General features: G+C 42.3%; 16 protein-coding genes and 1 tRNA gene. 9 read left to right on the top strand and 8 right to left on the bottom strand.

Going from position 1 to position 18,511, the window contains the following annotated elements; translation table 11 throughout:
- Nucleotides 1-36: 36 nt before the first annotated feature.
- Nucleotides 37-861, top strand: a complete 825-nt coding sequence (locus J1G40_RS12860) for a phytanoyl-CoA dioxygenase family protein (RefSeq protein ID WP_265243053.1) — start codon at nucleotides 37-39, stop codon at nucleotides 859-861.
- On the opposite strand, the gene J1G40_RS12855 is transcribed toward J1G40_RS12860, so the two are convergent.
- Complete coding sequence (locus J1G40_RS12855) at nucleotides 858-2,048, bottom strand: Gfo/Idh/MocA family protein (RefSeq protein ID WP_265243052.1); 1,191 nt, start codon at nucleotides 2,046-2,048, stop codon at nucleotides 858-860. The two genes, J1G40_RS12860 and J1G40_RS12855, sit on opposite strands and share 4 nt — an antisense overlap.
- Before the next feature lie 131 nt (nucleotides 2,049-2,179).
- Here J1G40_RS12855 and J1G40_RS12850 point away from each other — a divergent pair, with 131 nt between their 5' ends.
- On the top strand, nucleotides 2,180-2,980 hold the full coding sequence (locus J1G40_RS12850; RefSeq protein ID WP_265243051.1) for a DUF1080 domain-containing protein: 801 nt from the start codon (nucleotides 2,180-2,182) through the stop codon (nucleotides 2,978-2,980).
- A 50-nt stretch (nucleotides 2,981-3,030) separates the two neighbouring features.
- On the opposite strand, the gene J1G40_RS12845 is transcribed toward J1G40_RS12850, so the two are convergent.
- The 5 genes from J1G40_RS12845 to J1G40_RS12825 all read right to left on the bottom strand — a co-directional run bounded on the left by J1G40_RS12845 (nucleotide 3,031) and on the right by J1G40_RS12825 (nucleotide 9,729).
- Nucleotides 3,031-6,063 carry a DNA polymerase III subunit alpha gene (locus J1G40_RS12845; RefSeq protein ID WP_265243050.1) on the bottom strand — a complete coding sequence of 1,011 codons (3,033 nt, stop codon included), beginning with the start codon at nucleotides 6,061-6,063 and terminating at the stop codon, nucleotides 3,031-3,033.
- A gap of 77 nt (nucleotides 6,064-6,140) precedes the next feature.
- Entirely contained in the window at nucleotides 6,141-7,355 is a 1,215-nt protein-coding gene (locus tag J1G40_RS12840; protein ID WP_265243049.1) for a DNA polymerase IV, read from the bottom strand.
- 301 nt (nucleotides 7,356-7,656) lie between these two features.
- On the bottom strand, nucleotides 7,657-7,779 hold the full coding sequence (locus tag J1G40_RS12835; protein WP_265243048.1) for a hypothetical protein: 123 nt from the start codon (nucleotides 7,777-7,779) through the stop codon (nucleotides 7,657-7,659).
- A gap of 93 nt (nucleotides 7,780-7,872) precedes the next feature.
- Nucleotides 7,873-8,043 carry a DUF6747 family protein gene (locus J1G40_RS12830; RefSeq protein ID WP_265243047.1) on the bottom strand — a complete coding sequence of 57 codons (171 nt, stop codon included), beginning with the start codon at nucleotides 8,041-8,043 and terminating at the stop codon, nucleotides 7,873-7,875.
- Between the two features lie 282 nt (nucleotides 8,044-8,325).
- Entirely contained in the window at nucleotides 8,326-9,729 is a 1,404-nt protein-coding gene (locus tag J1G40_RS12825; RefSeq protein WP_265243046.1) for an ADP-ribosylglycohydrolase family protein, read from the bottom strand.
- A gap of 188 nt (nucleotides 9,730-9,917) precedes the next feature.
- On the opposite strand from J1G40_RS12825, the gene J1G40_RS12820 reads away from it, so the two are divergent.
- The 3 genes from J1G40_RS12820 to J1G40_RS12810 are packed head-to-tail and all read left to right on the top strand — an operon-like array spanning nucleotide 9,918 to nucleotide 12,471.
- Nucleotides 9,918-10,694: a DUF1080 domain-containing protein gene (locus J1G40_RS12820; protein WP_265243045.1), complete on the top strand. Its 777-nt coding sequence runs from the start codon at nucleotides 9,918-9,920 to the stop codon at nucleotides 10,692-10,694.
- A gap of 31 nt (nucleotides 10,695-10,725) precedes the next feature.
- Nucleotides 10,726-11,688, top strand: a complete 963-nt coding sequence (locus J1G40_RS12815; RefSeq protein ID WP_265243044.1) for a 2-hydroxyacid dehydrogenase — start codon at nucleotides 10,726-10,728, stop codon at nucleotides 11,686-11,688.
- Between the two features lie 33 nt (nucleotides 11,689-11,721).
- Nucleotides 11,722-12,471: an SDR family oxidoreductase gene (locus J1G40_RS12810; protein WP_265243043.1), complete on the top strand. Its 750-nt coding sequence runs from the start codon at nucleotides 11,722-11,724 to the stop codon at nucleotides 12,469-12,471.
- A gap of 5 nt (nucleotides 12,472-12,476) precedes the next feature.
- Here the strand turns inward: J1G40_RS12810 and J1G40_RS12805 are convergent, their stop codons facing one another.
- A complete protein-coding gene (locus J1G40_RS12805; protein ID WP_265243042.1) occupies nucleotides 12,477-13,583 on the bottom strand; it encodes a Gfo/Idh/MocA family protein in 1,107 nt (368 codons plus the stop codon).
- Nucleotides 13,584-13,770: 187 nt separating this feature from the next.
- Here J1G40_RS12805 and J1G40_RS12800 point away from each other — a divergent pair, with 187 nt between their 5' ends.
- The 4 genes from J1G40_RS12800 to J1G40_RS12785 all read left to right on the top strand — a co-directional run bounded on the left by J1G40_RS12800 (nucleotide 13,771) and on the right by J1G40_RS12785 (nucleotide 18,016).
- Nucleotides 13,771-15,270, top strand: coding sequence for a mandelate racemase/muconate lactonizing enzyme family protein (locus tag J1G40_RS12800; protein ID WP_265243041.1), 1,500 nt, complete (start codon nucleotides 13,771-13,773; stop codon nucleotides 15,268-15,270).
- Between the two features lie 150 nt (nucleotides 15,271-15,420).
- Nucleotides 15,421-16,602, top strand: coding sequence for an alkaline phosphatase (locus J1G40_RS12795; protein ID WP_265243040.1), 1,182 nt, complete (start codon nucleotides 15,421-15,423; stop codon nucleotides 16,600-16,602).
- Between the two features lie 30 nt (nucleotides 16,603-16,632).
- Complete coding sequence (locus J1G40_RS12790) at nucleotides 16,633-17,091, top strand: nuclear transport factor 2 family protein (RefSeq protein ID WP_265243039.1); 459 nt, start codon at nucleotides 16,633-16,635, stop codon at nucleotides 17,089-17,091.
- A gap of 79 nt (nucleotides 17,092-17,170) precedes the next feature.
- A complete protein-coding gene (locus J1G40_RS12785; protein ID WP_265243038.1) occupies nucleotides 17,171-18,016 on the top strand; it encodes a hypothetical protein in 846 nt (281 codons plus the stop codon).
- Between the two features lie 342 nt (nucleotides 18,017-18,358).
- Here the strand turns inward: J1G40_RS12785 and J1G40_RS12780 are convergent.
- A tRNA-Leu gene (locus J1G40_RS12780) sits at nucleotides 18,359-18,440 on the bottom strand.
- Nucleotides 18,441-18,511: the final 71 nt, after the last annotated feature.

Below are 18,511 nucleotides of genomic sequence, written 5' to 3'. Positions count from 1 at the left end.
TTTTAATATCTCAAGGTAGTATTAGATGTATATAGCATGTTGAATAAAAAACAAATAGCCGCCTATAGAAAAGATGGTTTCCTTCTGCTGAAAAATTTATTTGATGCCGAGGAAATAGCTTTGCTAAAAAAATCGGCCCTGGCAGATCGGGAATTAGACAAGCGGTCTTATGGGCGAGACGATGGTGAAGGAGGCAGTGTGCGGCTTTCTATTTGGAATCATCCGGGAAATACTATTTATGGGATGTTTGCAAGGAGTGAGCGTCTTGTTAATATCGCTGAAGCATTACTGCAGGGGGAGGTTTATCATTACCATTCAAAAATGATCCTAAAAGATGCAAAAGTAGGTGGGGCCTGGACCTGGCATCAGGATTACGGTTACTGGTATAACTTTGGTTTGCTACAGCCGTTGCTTACAAGTGTTACTATTGCGGTAGACAAAGCTACCCGTGAAAATGGATGTTTACAGGTACTTAAAGGCTCTCAGTCTATGGGCAGGGTAGACCATGCTTTGACGGGAGACCAGGCCGGAGCAGATATGGAAAAGGTAAATGTGGCCAAGTCCAAATTTCCTTTGGTGTATTGCGAAATGGATCCCGGCGATGCTATGTTTTTTGATTGTAATATTTTACATCGATCAGATCAAAACAAATCTGAACATCCAAGATGGTCGCTAATTTGCTGTTATAATGCTGCACGCAATAGTCCATATAAGGAAAGTCAACATGCTAGTTATACCCCCCTGAAAAAAGTGGGTCCCAACGCAATTAAAAGTGCAGCCCTGACGGGGTTCGATCAGGAGCCAGAATCTGATTGGCTAGATCCTGAAGTAGATCAGACCATAGATAAACTTAAGTCTTAGGAGGTAGTTTTTTGGACCAGCTCCCCTGTTTTTTTGTTTTTTAATATGAGTTTAGCATCCCCATTTGGCAAAACTTCTTCCTTTATGAGATAAAATTCATCATCATAGGAAGTATACTCCTTGTTATACACTGTTTCATCGTCTCCCCTCCAAATCTCGAGCACAACAGGTTCCCACAACTTAGTCTCGGCAGATTTATAAGCGGCGTCCAGAATTGCATTAACCACGTAACCATCGTAGAAGGTTTCGAGAGGGTCCCTGTTTTCCTCAATGGCCTCAAACATATCTGTAAACATATGCGGGTAGCCCAATTCATGAGCTTCATCCCCAACAGGAAACAACCAGCCTTTGTTCACTTCCGCTTTTTCGGCCACATATCCATCGCCTTTACCACTGCTGAACATTTCAAAACCGGTGCGCAAAAAACTGTTGACCCAGATAGTTCCTTCTGTCCCCATAACCTCATCCCTTAGGTCCATCCCACCCCTGAATGCCCAGCTGACCTCAAACTGTCCAATAGCACCATTGGCATACTTCACCAAACCAATGGCGTGGTCTTCAGCATCAATGGGATGTACCTGAGTTGCTGCCCAGCACATTACTTCAAGTGGTTTTATATTTTTCCCTATAAAATTCCGGCTAATCTCTACACAATGGCAACCCAAATCAATAATTGCCCCACCCCCGGATTGCTCCTTATCCCAAAACCAATCGCTATGAGGCCCGGGATGGGTTTCCCTGGATTTTGCCCAAAGTACCCTGCCAATACTCCCCTGACGGATACTTTCCATTGATTTCAGAAATTTGGGGGTATAACAAAGATCCTCCAGGTAACCGCCAAATATCCCCGCCTCTTCCACAAGCTCTAACATATGCTTAGCCTCCTTGGCTGTCCGTCCCAAAGGTTTGGTACAGAGGACGTGCTTCTTTGCCCTGGCACAGGCTTCTACTGCGGGTTCGTGAAGGTGGTTTGGAAGTGAAATAAGTACTATATCTACTTCGTCCTTATTAATGGCTTCCTCCATATCATCATAATGGGAGCTTAATCCGTAGTCATCTGCAAATCGTTTGGCATTATCAATGTTTCTGGAATATACCGTAACAATACGGTCTTTTCTTCGCTGTCCATGCAAAGATTCTGCATAGAAACGAGCTATAAAACCAGAACCTAACATGGCTATATTCATAATTTTGATTTTAAGTTAGATCTCTGTGATGCATCCGAATTGTGAAGGCACTCTTTCAAATTTAAAAAATTTGATTTGCTTTTGATTCTTAAAAATGAAACCTTTATAAGGTGTTCTAAAAACAAATGGCCATGAATTACAAAAAGCGTAACCTTCATATCAGTTTATTTGGCATCCTCTTCATCTTTTTTCTAATGGCCTGTGGGGAAAAGCGTCAGGATAAGAAAGAGGCTGCTGTAGATGCAGGGGCCAACATGGATGAGTTTGAGTTGATTTTTGATGGTTCATCGCTAAAAGGCTGGGATGGAGATGATACGTATTGGCGGGCAGAAAATGGCGTGTTGATAGGGGAAATCACCCCGGAGACACTTCTGAAAACCAATACATTTATTATTTGGCAAGAGGGGCAACCGAGTAATTTTGAACTCAAGTTAGAATTCCGAATTTCAGAAAATGGTAACAGCGGCATCAATTATAGAAGTGAGCGTTTAGATACTATTCCTTTTGCCTTAAGGGGCTATCAGGCAGATATAGATGGGCAGCATCGTTATACAGGTCAGAATTATGAAGAGAGAAAACGCACTACCCTGGCATACCGGGGGGAGCGAGCGGCTATTTCTACTCAAATTAATGCTGATGCCCCAGGTTCGTTAAGGGGAAATATTAAGAATAATGCCTGGCAAAGTAGGGATATCATTGCTTCTCTGGGAGATATAGATTCCTTGAAAACAAAAATAAATAAGGGTTGGAATGTATGTCATTTAATTGTCAGGGGCGATAATTTGCAGCATTATGTGAATGGGGTTTTGATGAGTGAGGTAATAGACAATGATAGTCTCAACAGAAAGTCCTCTGGTTTTCTAGGCTTTCAGGTACATGTGGGGCCCCCGATGAAAGTAGAATATCGGAATATCAGATTAAAACAATTGTAATTACCCTGCCATTGATAATTGTTAATTGTTAATTGTTTATTGTTTATTGCTTATTGCTTATTGCTTATTGAAGCTGTATTGCTTTTCTCCTTTCGTTGTAACAATTTTGTACTTGTCTTCATATCCGCATATCGCGGGTCCTGGATATGGTCTTGCTTTTGCATTTTAATAACTTCTATACTTAGAAAACCAAACTCGCTCACCACCTTTCCATAAAACCTGTAAATACCCTTTCCCCTAAAAAAATACTTAGCGGCTACCGGCGGAAAGAGAACGGTATCAAACACCTCCCCATAACAATCTACCAGAGTGGCAAAGTGCATGCGTTTGCCATTATGTGTGCTGGTGTTTTTTACGGTAACCAGGTAGCCATAAATATCTATATATGTATTCAAATACTTTTCAAGGTCCTTGCTCCCATTGGTGTTTGCCGGGGCTGTTGCCAGGAGGTCAAAGGGGCTGCAGAGGGCAAATCCCAATAATTCTAATTGTGTAAAGGCCATTTCGAGGTTTGTGGTGTTGAGTTTAGGGATCTCAAATTCTTTATGGGTTGGAGGAAACAATTTAGGATGGTCTATATTATTGCCTTTGGAAAGGAACAGATGTGCCTGCCATAGAAGTTCGTGTTTGTTTATCCCGGTAAACCGGAAGGCATTCATACGGATCAGAATACTTATTTGTTCTATGGAGATCAGCACCCGGTCCAGGAAGTCTTCGAGGGAAGAAAACGCTCCGTTTTGCTCCCTCTCTTTCAGGATACGCTGTATCACCCTGCTCTCGAGTTCTTTTAAATACAAATACCCCAGATAAATATCTTTTCCCCTTATACAATTTACCGCCACACTTTTGTTGATACAGGGGGCATAAATGGTGGCGCCCAGCATACGGGCCTCGTGCACATAAAATTCGGACCTGTAAAATCCGCCGCCATTATTAAGTACTGCTACCATATATTCCAGTGGATAATAGGCCCTCAAAAAAAGACTTTGGTAACTTTCCACTGCATAAGAAGCAGAATGCCCCTTGGCAAAAGCATAGCCTGCAAAGCTGGCCACCTGATGCCAAATCTCGTCTATGAGTTTTTTATCATAGCCTTTTTTGCGGCAATTGTCCATAAACTTTTCCTGCACCTTTTGGAATTCTTCCCGGGAGCGAAATTTTCCGCTCATTCCTCTTCTGAGCACATCGGCTTCTCCCAGAGTAAGACCAGCAAAATAATGCGCTACTTTAATTACATCTTCCTGATAGACCATTACTCCATAAGTATCGGGCATAATGTCTAGCATTACCGGATGGGCCTGCATTTCTGCCCTCCCCTTATTGCGATGCCTCAGAATATATTCCCGCATCATTCCGCTCTTGGCCACTCCCGGGCGAATAATAGAGCTGGCTGCCACCAGCCCCAGGTAGTTATCTACCTCCAGCTTTTTCAGTAGCATTCTCATGGCAGGCGATTCCACATAAAAGCATCCCATACACTGGGCTGTTTTTATCATCTGATTAATGCGGGTATCTTTCTTAAATTTTTTGATGTCGTGTATATCCACAGCTTTTGCTGTTTCGGGCTGGTTTTGAATTGCAATCTGTAACGCTTCCTTAATTTTGGCCAGCCCCCGCTGCGCCAGGATGTCAAATTTATAGAGGCCTACATCCTCTGCAATGACCATATCAAACATGGTGGTAGCAAAACCTTTGGGGGGCAGATGGGTAGCCGAAAAATAATGTATTGGGTGCTGGCTGATCAAAATACCTCCTGCATGAATACTCAGGTAATTGGGCATGTTTTTTATGAGTCGCCCATATTTTAAGACCAGTAGAGAAACCTCATCCAGTTTTGAACGCTCGTAATGACCCTGAGACAAGACATCTATTTCAGCCTTTGGAAGTCCAAACACTTTTCCCAATTCGCGTATAACTCCCCTTTCCTTAAAAGTTACATAGGTGCCGAGGAGTGCTACATGATCAAAGCGATTAAAAATATACCGGGTCATCTCTTCGCGGTCTTTCCAGGAGAAATCAATATCAAAGTCGGGCGGATTGGCCCGGTACAAATTAATAAAGCGTTCAAAATAAAGGTCGAGTTCTATGGGGTCTACATCAGTGATCCTAAGCAGGTAGGCTACAATACTGTTGGCCCCACTTCCCCGTCCTACATAGAAAAACCCCTGCTTTCTGGCATAGGACACAATATCCCAATTGATGAGAAAGTAGGAAACAAAGCCTTTCTCTTTGATAAGATCGAGCTCCTTTTTAAGCCGGGCATAAATATGTGCTCCTTCTTCGGGGTATCTGTAAGGCATTCCCTCTTGGCACAAGCGTTCTATCATGGTCTCATCTTCCTCCATAGTAGCATTATATGAGCGCAGGTTCTGAGGCTTTCTTTTTTTTGAAAAATCGAAATGTATCGTACAGGAGTTGATAAGTTGTTCTGTATTCTCCAGAATAAACGGGTACTGAGAAAAGGCAATTGCAAGGTTCTGAACAGGAAACATTTTTTCCCCTTCTTCCGCCTGTTCTTCGGGCGGCAGTTTGCTTAACAACACATTGTTGTCTATAGCTCGTAAAAGCCGATGAGCATTAAAATCCCTTTTGTTTCTGAAAGTAACCGGCTGCAACACTACTAATTTATCTTTCTTCTCTTTCAATCTGGAGAAAGGCAATCTTCTTAAATCGGCCAGGGACACCCCTATATATTCGTGTTTTTCAAATTTAGTTCTCCCATACTTTACTACATTCTCGAACGGATATACCACATAGGCGTTTTCAAAATACGGGGCTCTGGAAGGTAGTTCCTTTTCCTCGTGAAGGTGATAAGACAAAAAAGCGTTCAATTCCTGGTACCCTTCATTGTTTTTCGCGATCCCTACAAAGCAGGGAGCCACCCCATTTCTGAAATCGATCCCCAGAATAGGGGTAATATCATATTCAGGAGCCTTACGGACAAAATTGAGGGCAGCAGAGGTATTGTTGATGTCTGTGAGGACAAGGCGGGTAACCTGGTTCTCCTTTGCCAATTGCAGGAGTTCCAACTCTGAGAGCGTCCCGTAACGAAGGCTGTAATATGTGTGGCAATTCAAATACATAGGTGTTAGGTGACCGGGTTAAATATTGGGTACAGCTTATTGTTTATTGCTTATTGTTTACTGTTCACTGATAATTGTTACTGTTTCCGGTGCGCAAGTACAATTGGAGGTTGTCCATTAAAGGGATTGTGCATTCTTCCAATGGTTCTGGCCCCCATGCCCGAAGCACGCAACACACTCTTATCTCCATAGCGTTCGCGGATAGTATCCATAGCGGCATAGAGGTTTAAGGCTTCCTCGGTATCTTCAAAAAGATCTATCTGATAATTGCCCGGCACCAAATGGCTAAAGCGTATCCCCACCAGACGTACCAATAACCTCCTGTTGTATAAAATTTTAAACAGTTCCAGGATTTTAGGGATAAGGATATGATCAGCACTGGTATAGGGAATCCTCATTTGTTTGGAATAGGTATTAAAATCCGAGTAGCGGATCTTTACCGCAATACAGGCAGTGAGTTTTTCGCCCCTCCGCAACTGAAAAGCCAGGTTCTCGGCCATGGCAATAAGGATTCCTTTTAATTTTATCACATCTATGGTATCCTTATCAAAGGTGCGCTCGTTGGAAATAGATTTCCGCTCACAGAAGGGGATCACCGGGCTATTGTCCATACCGTTGGCACGTTTCCAGATAACCCTTCCGTTTTTTCCCAATACCCTTTGCATTAAATCCACTGGCATTTCCTGTATGGTCTGTACTTTCCTAAGCCCTAAATTTCTAAGGGTCTGGTAGGTTTTATCTCCTACCATGGGAATTTTCTTTATAGAAAGTGGTGCTAAAAAGGGTTTTTCATAGCCGAAATCTATTTTGAGTTGGTTATTGGGTTTGGCCTCATTAGTGGCTACTTTAGAAACCACTTTATTAACAGATAAACCAAAGGATATGGGCAAGCCTGTTTCTTTAATGATCTTTCGCCTGAGTTCTGAGGCATAATGGTAACAACCAAAAAACCGGTCCATCCCGGAAAGGTCTGCATAGAACTCATCAATACTAGATTTTTCAAACAGCGGTACTTGTTCCTTAATGATCTCGGTAACCAGATCGGAATGCTTGCTGTAGGTACCTGCATTGCCTTTTATAGCAATAGCTTCGGGACAGAGTTCCCTTGCCATTTTCATAGGCATCCCGGAATGCACCCCATACCCGCGGGTTTCATAGCTACAGGCGGCTACTACCCCCCTGTCACTAAGCCCGCCTACAAGAATAGGCTTATGCTGCAACCTACTGTCTAGCAGCCGTTCTACAGACACAAAAAAAGTATCCAGATCTAAATGTAGTATGGTTTTTTTCATAGTTATCCCTATAGTATTTGCCCTGGACAAGTCCAGGACCCCGTCCTATGGCGGGGGTTAGCCTGCCTGCCCTCCAAAGGCGGGTAAACCAGCAGGCAGGTTCAACCATCTGCTTACCTGGTTCCACCAAAAGGCAGAGCTACTAAAACAGGGCTTCACTAAAAGGATAGCTAATATATGGATTATTTCCTATTTTTTGGATTATTTCCATATTAATATATCAAAAAAACACCCAGCTAATGTGGGTGCTTTTTCTATTCATTATCATATTTAATATACGGCCTTCGTAAAAGAGTATGCTTTAATTAAGAAAAGTATATAGGAAGATCATAGATAGTGTAACATAACCAATGATCCCTATTCTCCCATAATCAATAACCACTCCTTCACTGAGTCGCTTAAAACTTTCCAAAATAGAATCCATAACGTTTTGTTTTAGTTATTCCATTTGCAAAGCGGGTCTTAATACCACCTCTGCAATAAAAACAGGGGCGAATAATAAGATCGGGGGTACTATTTAATCAAATGCAAATCCGGTAGCAATTCTGAATACCAGTGCATATGCAGCTATAAATAACAAAGCAAAGCTGAACCAGGCAAATATCTTTAAGTAGTTCTTTAAGATATAGTGGCCCAAATTTTTAAAGCCTTCTAAATAAATCTCCTTAACAAGTAATAATGTTTCCATAATCCCAAATCTTTATATTAATCTCTACTAGTTAGAAGACAAAAGTCATACTAAGTTTAGATTTTAGTCCGAAAATTAGATAAGGGAAAGGGAAATCCTGATGAAATGCGCATTATACGCAGCTTAAACCCCCCAAAATGCATTTTATAGAAAAAAATTGCGAAAACCCGTTTTGACCTAAGTTTTTCATAATCAACTCCTTATAATATTCCTTTTTTTAAAGAAAAAACCCCGCTATGTAGCGAGGTTTTAATAATAGATTTTATTCAGACTCTCAAAAAGTTAGCTCCCCTCCTGAATTTCAACTTTCATTTCTGGAATGTACCAAACATCTTCTTCCAGGCTTACTCCACCTCCCATTTGTTCCTGTACCGCTCTGTCTATGATATAAATTCCTTTTTTGGCCATCTCATTAAAATTGTCTACTCCGTTATTGGGAAACCCTACTCTGGTTCTGTGAATATTAAATTCCTCTGCAAACTTACGGTCAAATGCCTTTTCAACGCCCTCTTTTCCTAACATAAACCCTAAAAGTCCTCCCCAGGTAGCAGTAGGGTTATCAGAATCCCATCCGGCCAGGGCACCAATTTTAATCGTCTCTTTTAAATCTCCTTCCCCGTAAAGCAGGCTTACTATACTAGCTCCAAAATTTATCCCCGCAGCAAAACATCCACTGCAAGATTCATCTTTGGTAGCCCACATATAACCATCTTCCTGTCTTATCTGATATTTTTCGTGTAAAGCATCCCGAGCTTCCTCCCAAGTGACACCGGACGCATATTGTTCCTTCACAAAATCGTACATCTTGGCAGAATATGATTCATTCGGCAATCTTTTTCTTGCCATCGTTGCCATCCATTCAAGGTTTTCTTTAATAGATTTATTTTCGTCCGCTGCCGGAGCAAGAGCGTACATAATGACATAAAACTCAGCAATCCATTCAGCATTCTCCCTGGCTGAGGTCTGTATAGGCAATTTGGACATTTTCAATGCCACATCCGGGCGCGAGGGTGCAAAAAAACCAAATATCTCTGTAGTCAGCTGCGCATCAATCATCTCGTAATCCGGGTTTAATTCAGGATCGCTTGTCGAAGGTGGTGTTATTCCTTCACTCATAAGGTCCAACGCCCTTTGGTTAGAAACCCAAAGGAAATTCTCTTCCTCTGTCTTAATGTGCCTCAGCCAGCCTTCCCGAATTTGCTCTCCACTGAGTATACTGGTCTTGTTTTCATATAACAGGCTTTGATAGATATATTCAATATCTGTATCATCATCAGCTCCCCAGATACTATCCTGATCTGCAAATAGAAAGTCTATGGTATCAGAATAATTATTAGAACCCCAAAGATTGGGCTGATCCGGTTTGCCCCAATCTTCCCGGGTATAAAAACCTTCACCTATGCCTTCTTTGTTTGGAATCCCAATTTTATCCATTTCGGTGACCAGACCGGTCCAATTGGCAATACACTGCGCTAACCAAAATCCATGTAGTTTTTCTGCATAATCTGCCCGGGATAATTTCAGATCGGAGGCATTCGGAGTATAATCGCTATACACCAGTTGGGTATCGATCATGACATTTTTAACCTCCTCCTTATTGTTGGCGGGTACTTCCTTGCAGGAAAAAGTGGTAAGAAAAACGGTAACCACAAAAGCAAGTAGCAAATAAACTGATTTAATTCTCATAGTTTGGCAGATTTATTATGATAAGACCTCTAAAATAAGAAATGTATTTTTAAGCACGAACTCCGCTATCATGCACCTCAGCAGCAGGAATTATTTCCGACTTTTTAATAATATTGAATTATCTTTCTACTTTATAATTGTATTACACTTCTTATAAACAACATATGCCAAACTTAAAACAATATATAATGCTGCTGCTTTTATCTTTGGCAGTCTCCTGCGCCGAAAAAAAGCCAAATACAAAGCAAGAAAAAGCTGCCACCGATAATTGGAAAACCATATTTAATGGAAAGGATTTGGATGGCTGGACTATGAAGATAAGGGGCTTTCCCATGGGAGAGAATTTTGGCAATACATTTAGAGTAGAAAACGGTATTTTAAGCATTCGCTATGATGCCTATGGCGATAACTTTGACGATCGTTTCGGCGGCCTGTACTTCAACAAAAAATTATCCAATTACAGGTTTAGGGCAGAATATAGATTTGTTGGGGAAACCGCTCCCGGAGCTCCGGAATGGGGCTATAGAGACAGTGGCATTCAATTCCACAGTCAGCCTCCCGCCACGCTCAGTATAACAGACGCCTTTCCCATTTGCCTGGAATACAATTTACACGGAGGAAACGGCAGCGATGAGCGACCGGTTGGTGCGGCCTGTGCCAATGGGATGTTTATTGAGGTCAACGGTGAAAAAAATTCTGGTTATTGTACCCCTCCGGTGGTTTCCAGAACTTTTCACGGGGATCAATGGGTAAGTTTGGAAATTGATATAAAAGATGGTCAGATTACCCACTATGTAAATGGAGAAGAAATACTACGGTATGCCAATCCTAACTATGACCCTGAAAACAAAACGGCAAAAGCGCTAATCATAAACGGAGATGATACCGTTAAAGAAGGGTTTCTTTCAATTCAGTCTAACAGTCATCCAATAGATTTTAGAAAAATTGAACTTCTGGAATATTAAGATATCAAGCAATTCTATTAAATAACTATTTATGAAAGTCCTGGTTTCTATTGATATACCAAAAGTAGGTATAGAGATGCTTCGCAAAGAAGGCTTTGAACTGACCCTCTGGACTAACGATCTGCCGATGCAGTACAAGGAACTTTTGGAAGCCAGTAAAAATCATGACATCCTGCTTTCCTCCAGTATCTACAAAATTGACAGACATTTTCTGAAGACCAATAAACATCTTAAACTTATTTCACAGTATGCCGTAGGGTACAATAATATTGATCTTAAAAGTGCATCAGAGTTTAAAATTCCCATCACCAATACGCCGGGTGCAATGACCGCGGCTACTGCCGATATCGCTTTCGGGCTAATGCTGGCCGTTTCCAGAAAAATGTTCTATATGCACAAGCAAATTGAGGCCGAAAAATGGACACATTTCAGGCCAAAGGCCAATTTAGGAATCGAGTTGAAAGGAAAGACAGTTGGAATTTTAGGAATGGGCAGAATAGGTTCCGAATTCGCCAAGCGATGTGCCGGAGCCTATAACATGGAAGTGATTTACCATAACCGAAAACCAAATAAAGAAGTTGAAAAGCTCCTCAATGCCCGTATGGTTTCCTTTGATGAGCTATTGGCCCAGAGTGATGTGCTCTCTGTTCATGCCGCACTTACAAATAAGACCCGGCAATTGTTTGATGGGCCAACATTTGCCAAAATGAAACCCTCGGCCATATTTATTAATACGGCAAGAGGTGGTATTCACAATGAAAAGGACCTTATTGAAGCCTTAAAGAATAAAACAATCTGGGGCGCAGGATTAGACGTAACCGATCCCGAACCCATGTTACCAGACAATCCGCTGCTCCAAATGGAAAACGTTGCTGTATTACCGCATATAGGGTCAGCAACTGTAGAAGCCAGAAATGAAATGTCCAGGCTAGCCGCACTCAATATCATACAATTCTCAAAAGGAACCACCCTGAAAAACCTTGTGGAATTATAAGCAATCAATTATAATTAAAAACTGTAGAACCACATGTCACAAAACAGCAAAATAGCAGTAGTCACGGGAGCTGGGTCGGGAATTGGACGGGCTTCAGCACTAGCCCTCAGCAGGGCAGGTTGGACATTGATTTTAGCTGGCAGAAGAGCAGATCAACTCCTTAAAACCTCCAACTTATGTGCAAGTGAAACAACTACAGTGGTTACAGACATTACAGACCCAGATAGTGTTGCGGAACTTTTTAACGAGCTTAGAAATAAATATGGAAGGTTAGATTTGCTATTTAACAACGCAGGAATTGGTGCCCCGGCACATCCTTTCGATCAGCTAAGCAGAGAAGATTGGAAACGTGCAATAGACACCAACCTGTCTGGCACCTTCTGGTGCATGCAGGAGGCATTTAAGATTATGAAAAACCAGGAACCAATGGGAGGGCGTATTATAAATAACGGTTCTATAAGTGCCCATGTACCCAGGCCTAATTCTGTTGCCTATACTGCTAGTAAACACGGCATCACGGGTTTAACCAAATCTGCCTCCCTGGATGGCCGTAAGTACAATATCTGCTGTGGACAGATAGACATTGGGAATGCAGCAAGTGAAATGACAACAAAAATTGAAAAGGGTATTCTCCAGGCAGATGGCACTTCCAAACCAGAACCTACCATGAATGTTAACGATGTTGGCCGTGCTGTGGTATATATGGCAGGCTTACCTCTGGATACGAACGTTCCTTTTATGACGATTATGGCCAACGAGATGCCTTACATTGGCCGTGGTTAATACACCTAAAGCATAACTTTTTTACCTGTCTTTACGGCTAAAAAGATAGCATCTATAATTTTCATGTCCTTTACCCCCTCTTCCCCGTCAACAGGTACAATAGGTTGGATATCCTCGAATATTATTTTTGCCATCCCGTCCATTTGTAAGGTCTGATGCGTAATATGAGGCTGTGTAAGTTTCCCCTTGTGGGTACGTCCTTCAATAGGTCCATAACCCGTTGATGGCTGCATTTCAGCAAAGCCTTCCGATCCATTGAGAAAAAATCTATCCAGATGATTCATGGCATAGGTAGACAGGCAAGATGCCACTGCCCCGCTCGGGAATCCCATTTGAAATTGAATGGTCTCATCTATCCCTTCTTTAAACTTAACAGGATCGGTTTTGGTTTCCTGGGCCGTGACCCAAACTGGTTCTTCCCCGAGCATATAACGGGCCCCGTTAATAGAGTAAATTCCTATATCCATCATTGCTCCACCTCCGGATAACTTCTTGTTTAATCTCCATTGGTTAGGATTCCCTATGACAAAACCGGATTGTCCCTGGAAAAATTTAAGCTGTCCAAAAACACCCTCCTGACGCATTTTGATGACAGCAACGGTTTTGGGTTCAAAATGCATTCGGTACCCAATCAATAATTTAACCCCTGCTGCCTTACACGCATCTACCATCTTTTGTCCTTCAGCAGCATTTATCCCCATTGGTTTTTCACAAATCACATGTTTCCCTGCACGGGCAACTCTTATAGATTGCTCGCAATGCAGTCCATTGGGGGTAATAACATAGACTGCATCTATATCCGGATTATCTTTTAGCTGGTCAAAATTCTGGTAATTGTAGCAGTTTTTTTCAGGGATATTGTATTGCGCCCTCCATTTGACCACTTTTGCCGGGGTGCCACTAATTAATCCCACCAACCTGGCCCGCTTACAAGATACCATTGCCTTCGCCACTCTGGTTCCATAACTTCCAAGTCCCATTATGGCCACCCTCAGCACAGGACCATCATAATGCTCCCCGGTTGCTGCAAATAAGGTAGAAGGGTTATATACCAATGGAACCCCGACAGATGCAACAGTTAATTTCTCTATAAAATTTCTCCTTGTTCCCATGCTCTTTTGATTTTCATCTAAAATAAGGGATATCCTTAGGCTAGACAATTACTAGTAGAAATAATCACAATAAAACCAAAGATTGTCAATGTTCATCGTTCGTCTGATCAAAGCCCGGAACCGTAAAATAATATATGTACATTTAGTACACAGTTCACATAAGGTTAATCATTCTAAAAACACATTTATGAAAAATGTCCTTCAACAGCTGATCGCTAAAAACAAAGAAGAGGAAATGGCGTACTCCGCCTCCCGCCTTGCAGAGCAAAATCATCCAAAAACCTCTAACGACCGAAGAAATTTTTTAAAAAGAACCGCCCTTGGAGGCATGGCACTTAGCAGTTTTGTAGCCTATTCTTTTGAAGACACTATATCCGAGACCACGTCCAGGGTTAACCGTAGTTCATCACCTTCGGAATTGAAGATAACAGACATGCGCTATGCCTTAACCAATGTCATGGGAGGTACTGCCATAATTCGCATAGACACCAATCAGGGCATTTACGGCCTGGGCGAAGTCAGGGATGCCGCGGATGTGCGTTATGCATTATTCCTAAAAAGCCGCATCCTTGGGCAGAATCCCTGCAATGTTGAGAAGATATTTAAAACTATCAAACAGTTTGGAGGCCCGGCAAGGCAAGCCGGAGGGGTTTGCGCCGTAGAAATGGCACTGTGGGATATCTGTGGTAAAGCCTACAATGTGCCTGCATGGCAACTACTTGGTGGCCGGTACAGGGATAAGGTCAGGTTATATGCCGACACCCCCGAAGCCAGTTCTCCTGAAGAACAGCAACGACTCATAAATTTCAGGGTTCAGGATCAGGGCTATACCTGGCTTAAAATGGATGTATCTATTGGTGAACTCAAAGGAATCCCCGGAACTATTGTAAATGGGAAGATCTGGGAAGATGCTAATGGTAATTTAAGTCAATGGGGCGATATGCAAAACTCCATGTCCTATGCAAATACCGCACACCCCTTTACACAAATCCAGATTACTGAAAAAGGCCTGGAACATTTGCAACAAGTTGTTGAAAATGTTAGAAATATGGTGGGTTATGAAATCCCTATCTCAACAGATCATTACGGCCATTTTGATCTTAACAACGGCATAAGGCTGGCCAAAGCTTTGGATAAATACAGGCTGGCATGGTTTGAAGATATGGTTCCCTGGCAACATACCACACAATGGAGAACCATCACGGAAGCCATTGAGACGCCAACCACTACTGGAGAAGATATCCATTATCTCGAAAATTTTAAACCGCTGATTCATAACCGCTCCGTAGATATTGTTCATCCGGATTTAGCATCTTCGGGCGGATTACTGGAAACTAAAAGGATAGCCGATTATGCCGAAGAATTTGGAATTGCCATGGCCATGCATCAGGCAGGAACCCCGGTTTCTTTTATGGCCAATGTGCATTGTGCTGCGGCCAGCCAGAATTTCCTGGCCCTGGAGCACCATTCTGTGGATCTTCCCTGGTGGGAAAATCTGGTCAAAACTGTCGGGGGTTTTAAAATGATCGATAAAGGTTTTGCCACGGTGCCCCTTACGGCCCCTGGATTGGGTATAGAACTAAATGAAGAGGTGGTTAAAAAGCACCTGCATCCCAGTGATAAGAGTTTCTTTAAATCTACGGATGAATGGAATAAATTGCGTTCGCACGACCGCACCTATAGCTAGCTATCAGGAATATTGAAAGGAAGAAAGCACTTATGAAAATCAGTTAAATACGTTTTTGGAAAATGCTGGCTTTTTCTGGCAAAACAAATAGGACCAGGTTATAATAATCTGGACCGATTTTTTGTATCTTAATCTACAGATAATTCGACTGTGAAAAATTGGAAAAAGACAAGTCTCCTTACCGCGTTGGTGCTAGGCTTGCTCATTGTTGGCATATTTTATTTGTTTAATCTCAAAGTAGTGAGTTCATCCGGGGATATCGAATTTTCACCTGGATTAGAACCTAAAGGAACTACTATAGATAGTGTAGACAATACACCCAGGAACATCATAATTTTTGTGGCTGATGGCTTGGGCTTTACCCATCTGTCTTTGGCCATGCTAACTCAACAAAAGGAAAATAAAACTTCGGTCTGGCAGCAGTTCGATGTGAAAAGCTGGCACGACACGCGTTCAACTTTTGGACCACTAACGGATTCCGGGGCTTCTGCAACGGCCATGGCAACAGGTACCAGCACGTTTTTTGAAGTCATAGGGCAAGATGCAGAAGGAAATCACCTGACCAATGTTTTTGAATTAGCCAATGCCCAACAATACAACACAGCAATTGTCACAGACTCTTATATCTGGGATGCCACTCCGGCCGCCTTTGTTGCCCATACAGGTTCTCGTGATAATGCCAGAGAAATATTAACTCAAATAGCTGCCAGTGAGCTCGATCTACTCTTCGGAGAACTAGAAGATTTGGGTGAGGATGAAATTCCGGACCTCGAAACCACTATTGAAATCCTTAAACAGCGATTTCAACTGCTGGATGCCACCCTGACACTACCACAGCAGACTGAAGTATTAGCACCTATAGCTGCAATTTTTGAAGAAGACGAAATTCAGGACATGACCTCTACCCCCAACCTTCTTCAGCTAACAGATGCTGCATTGAGGTATCTGAGTTATCGGGACAGTCCGTTTATATTGCTGGTGGAATGTGAGGAAATGGATTCCGCTTCCCATAGGAACGATTCTAAAAGGGTTTTAAAAGGAATAGCAGCACTTCAGGAAACGCTTTCTTTAGTGCTCGATTACGCCAAAACACAAGGAGAAACTTTGGTGGTTTTTACCTCAGACCACGAGACCGGTGGCCTGGCCGCAGTGTCGGATAGTAATTACCCCAATTTACAGCTGGTATGGGCCACAAAAAATCATACAGCTTCGGTGGTGCCACTATTTGCGATGGGCCCTGGGGCCGAAACCTTTTTAGATGTCAAACGCAATTCGGACATTGGTCAGCGCTTAAAAATCCTGATCTCAACTTCCAAGGGCCTTTCAGAATAACAAAATCACATATTTATCGAACTATATCATATGAAACCTATAACCTCTTTTTTACTGGCCTTATGCAGTATTTTAATTACTTTTTCTGTTTATCCCCAGGATAATGTGAACAATCCGGAAAAAGTCGCTATTTACACAGTGATAGAAATGTATGTCCAGGCTAGAGAGCAACTAGATACGCTTATGCTCAACAATATACTGACATCAGATATGGATCAGTTGGTTTCTTCCGGTAATTGGAGAAACAACAGGGAAATGGCTATTGAAGGAATGTTGCGAAGTTCGGCCAATAACCCCGGTAAAAGAAAGCTAACAATAAAAAAATTGCGATTCTTAAATGCGGGTTGTGCCCTGGTAGATTGTCAATATCAGATTATAAACCCAAACGGTAAAGAGAGGAATATGTGGAGCAGTTTTGTGCTAGTAACTGAAGACGGAAAATGGAAAATATCTTCGATCAGGAATATGCTACCTTCAAGATCTCAATGAAAATAATTAAGCCAATCGCACTCTTACTGTAAAGGATATAGGAGGAGATTGATAATTGAAAAAACTAAAACAAGAAAATATGAAACTTAGAATTCGTTTGTTGCTGGTAATAACTTTTGCTTTCATCACTGTAGGGAATAGCTTTATGATTCCTGATCATTCTCCCCAGGAAGGCTTCAATGTAGAAAAGGACCTTTTGTTAGTGCAATACGATTGTAAAACCGATGTGGACGATCTGCATTCTGTTGCAGCTTTTATTACCCTGATGAGCCATCCGGACTATGCCAAGGTTAGCTACCATGCTGTGGCAGGCACATATGGTGTGCAGGAAGGCCTGTATGTGCCCCCTAATTCGCTATTCCAAATGGCCTTTGGCAAGAACTGGACAGATGCCCATAATAAATTATCTGCTGCGGTTAAGGATGTAAAAGCAAAAGTTAAGAAAACCCTTGACAATGATGGTAATATCTGGATTGCAGAAGCCGGGCAATCCGACTTTACCGCTGCTTTAATTGCGGCAGTTAAGGAAGATATGCCTGATATTAATTCGCCTAAGAGATTTCATGTAGTGCAGCACAGCAACTGGAATGAAGAGGTTACAGATCAGCAGAAACTGGCATATGTCAAGAGCAATGCCACCTATCATAAAATCCCTGATGGTAATGCTGTTGGCAATGGTACTCCAGGCTTCCGTACGCCAGAGTACTCACAATGGAAGACAGATATCAGTGAGCCCGCTTTAAAAGAATTATGGCAACACGCTGTACAAATTGGGAATAAATATAATGGCGTGGAAGGACGTTACAACAATGAGGCCATAGCAGCTGGCGGGCTCGACTTCTCCGATACCTCCGAGGTATGCTGGATACTGGGTCTTCAGGATATTAAAGATACAGCAGAGTTTTTTAGCCTATACGCCAAATAGCAGATTTGCGCCTTTGAAGACTACAAAAAGAAACACTTCAATACACGCTCAGAACAAACTACAAACTGGGGAGTCAAAACTCGCGGTGGGATTGCTTGCCCTCCGGCAAGCTTCCCTACTCGCTCGCTTTGAAAACCACAAAAAGAAACACTTCAATACACGCTCAGAACAAACTACAAACTGGGAAGTCAAAACTCGCGGTGGGATTGCTTGCCCTCCGGCAAGCTTCCCTACGCGCTCGCTTTGAAAACCACAAAAAGAAACACTTCGCTTTACTTCAAAAAAGAAGCGAGCTTCTTTTTTGAAGCTCGCTTGTATTTCCACTTTTTTGTGGTTTATTCGTACCTCGGGTGGGAATCGAACCCACACGTCCGAAGACACTGGATTTTGAATCCAGCGCGTCTACCAGTTCCGCCACCGAGGCATCTAACTATGTTTATTTCTTATTATTCGCAATTGTTCCTTTCCAATTCCCGACTTCCAGTACTTCTCTCT

This window comes from Muriicola sp. Z0-33 (genome assembly GCF_026126425.1).
GTDB lineage: Bacteria > Bacteroidota > Bacteroidia > Flavobacteriales > Flavobacteriaceae > JAFMPW01.
The sequence above is the reverse complement of the archived record's forward strand: the minus strand, read 5'-3'. Positions and strand labels throughout refer to the sequence as shown.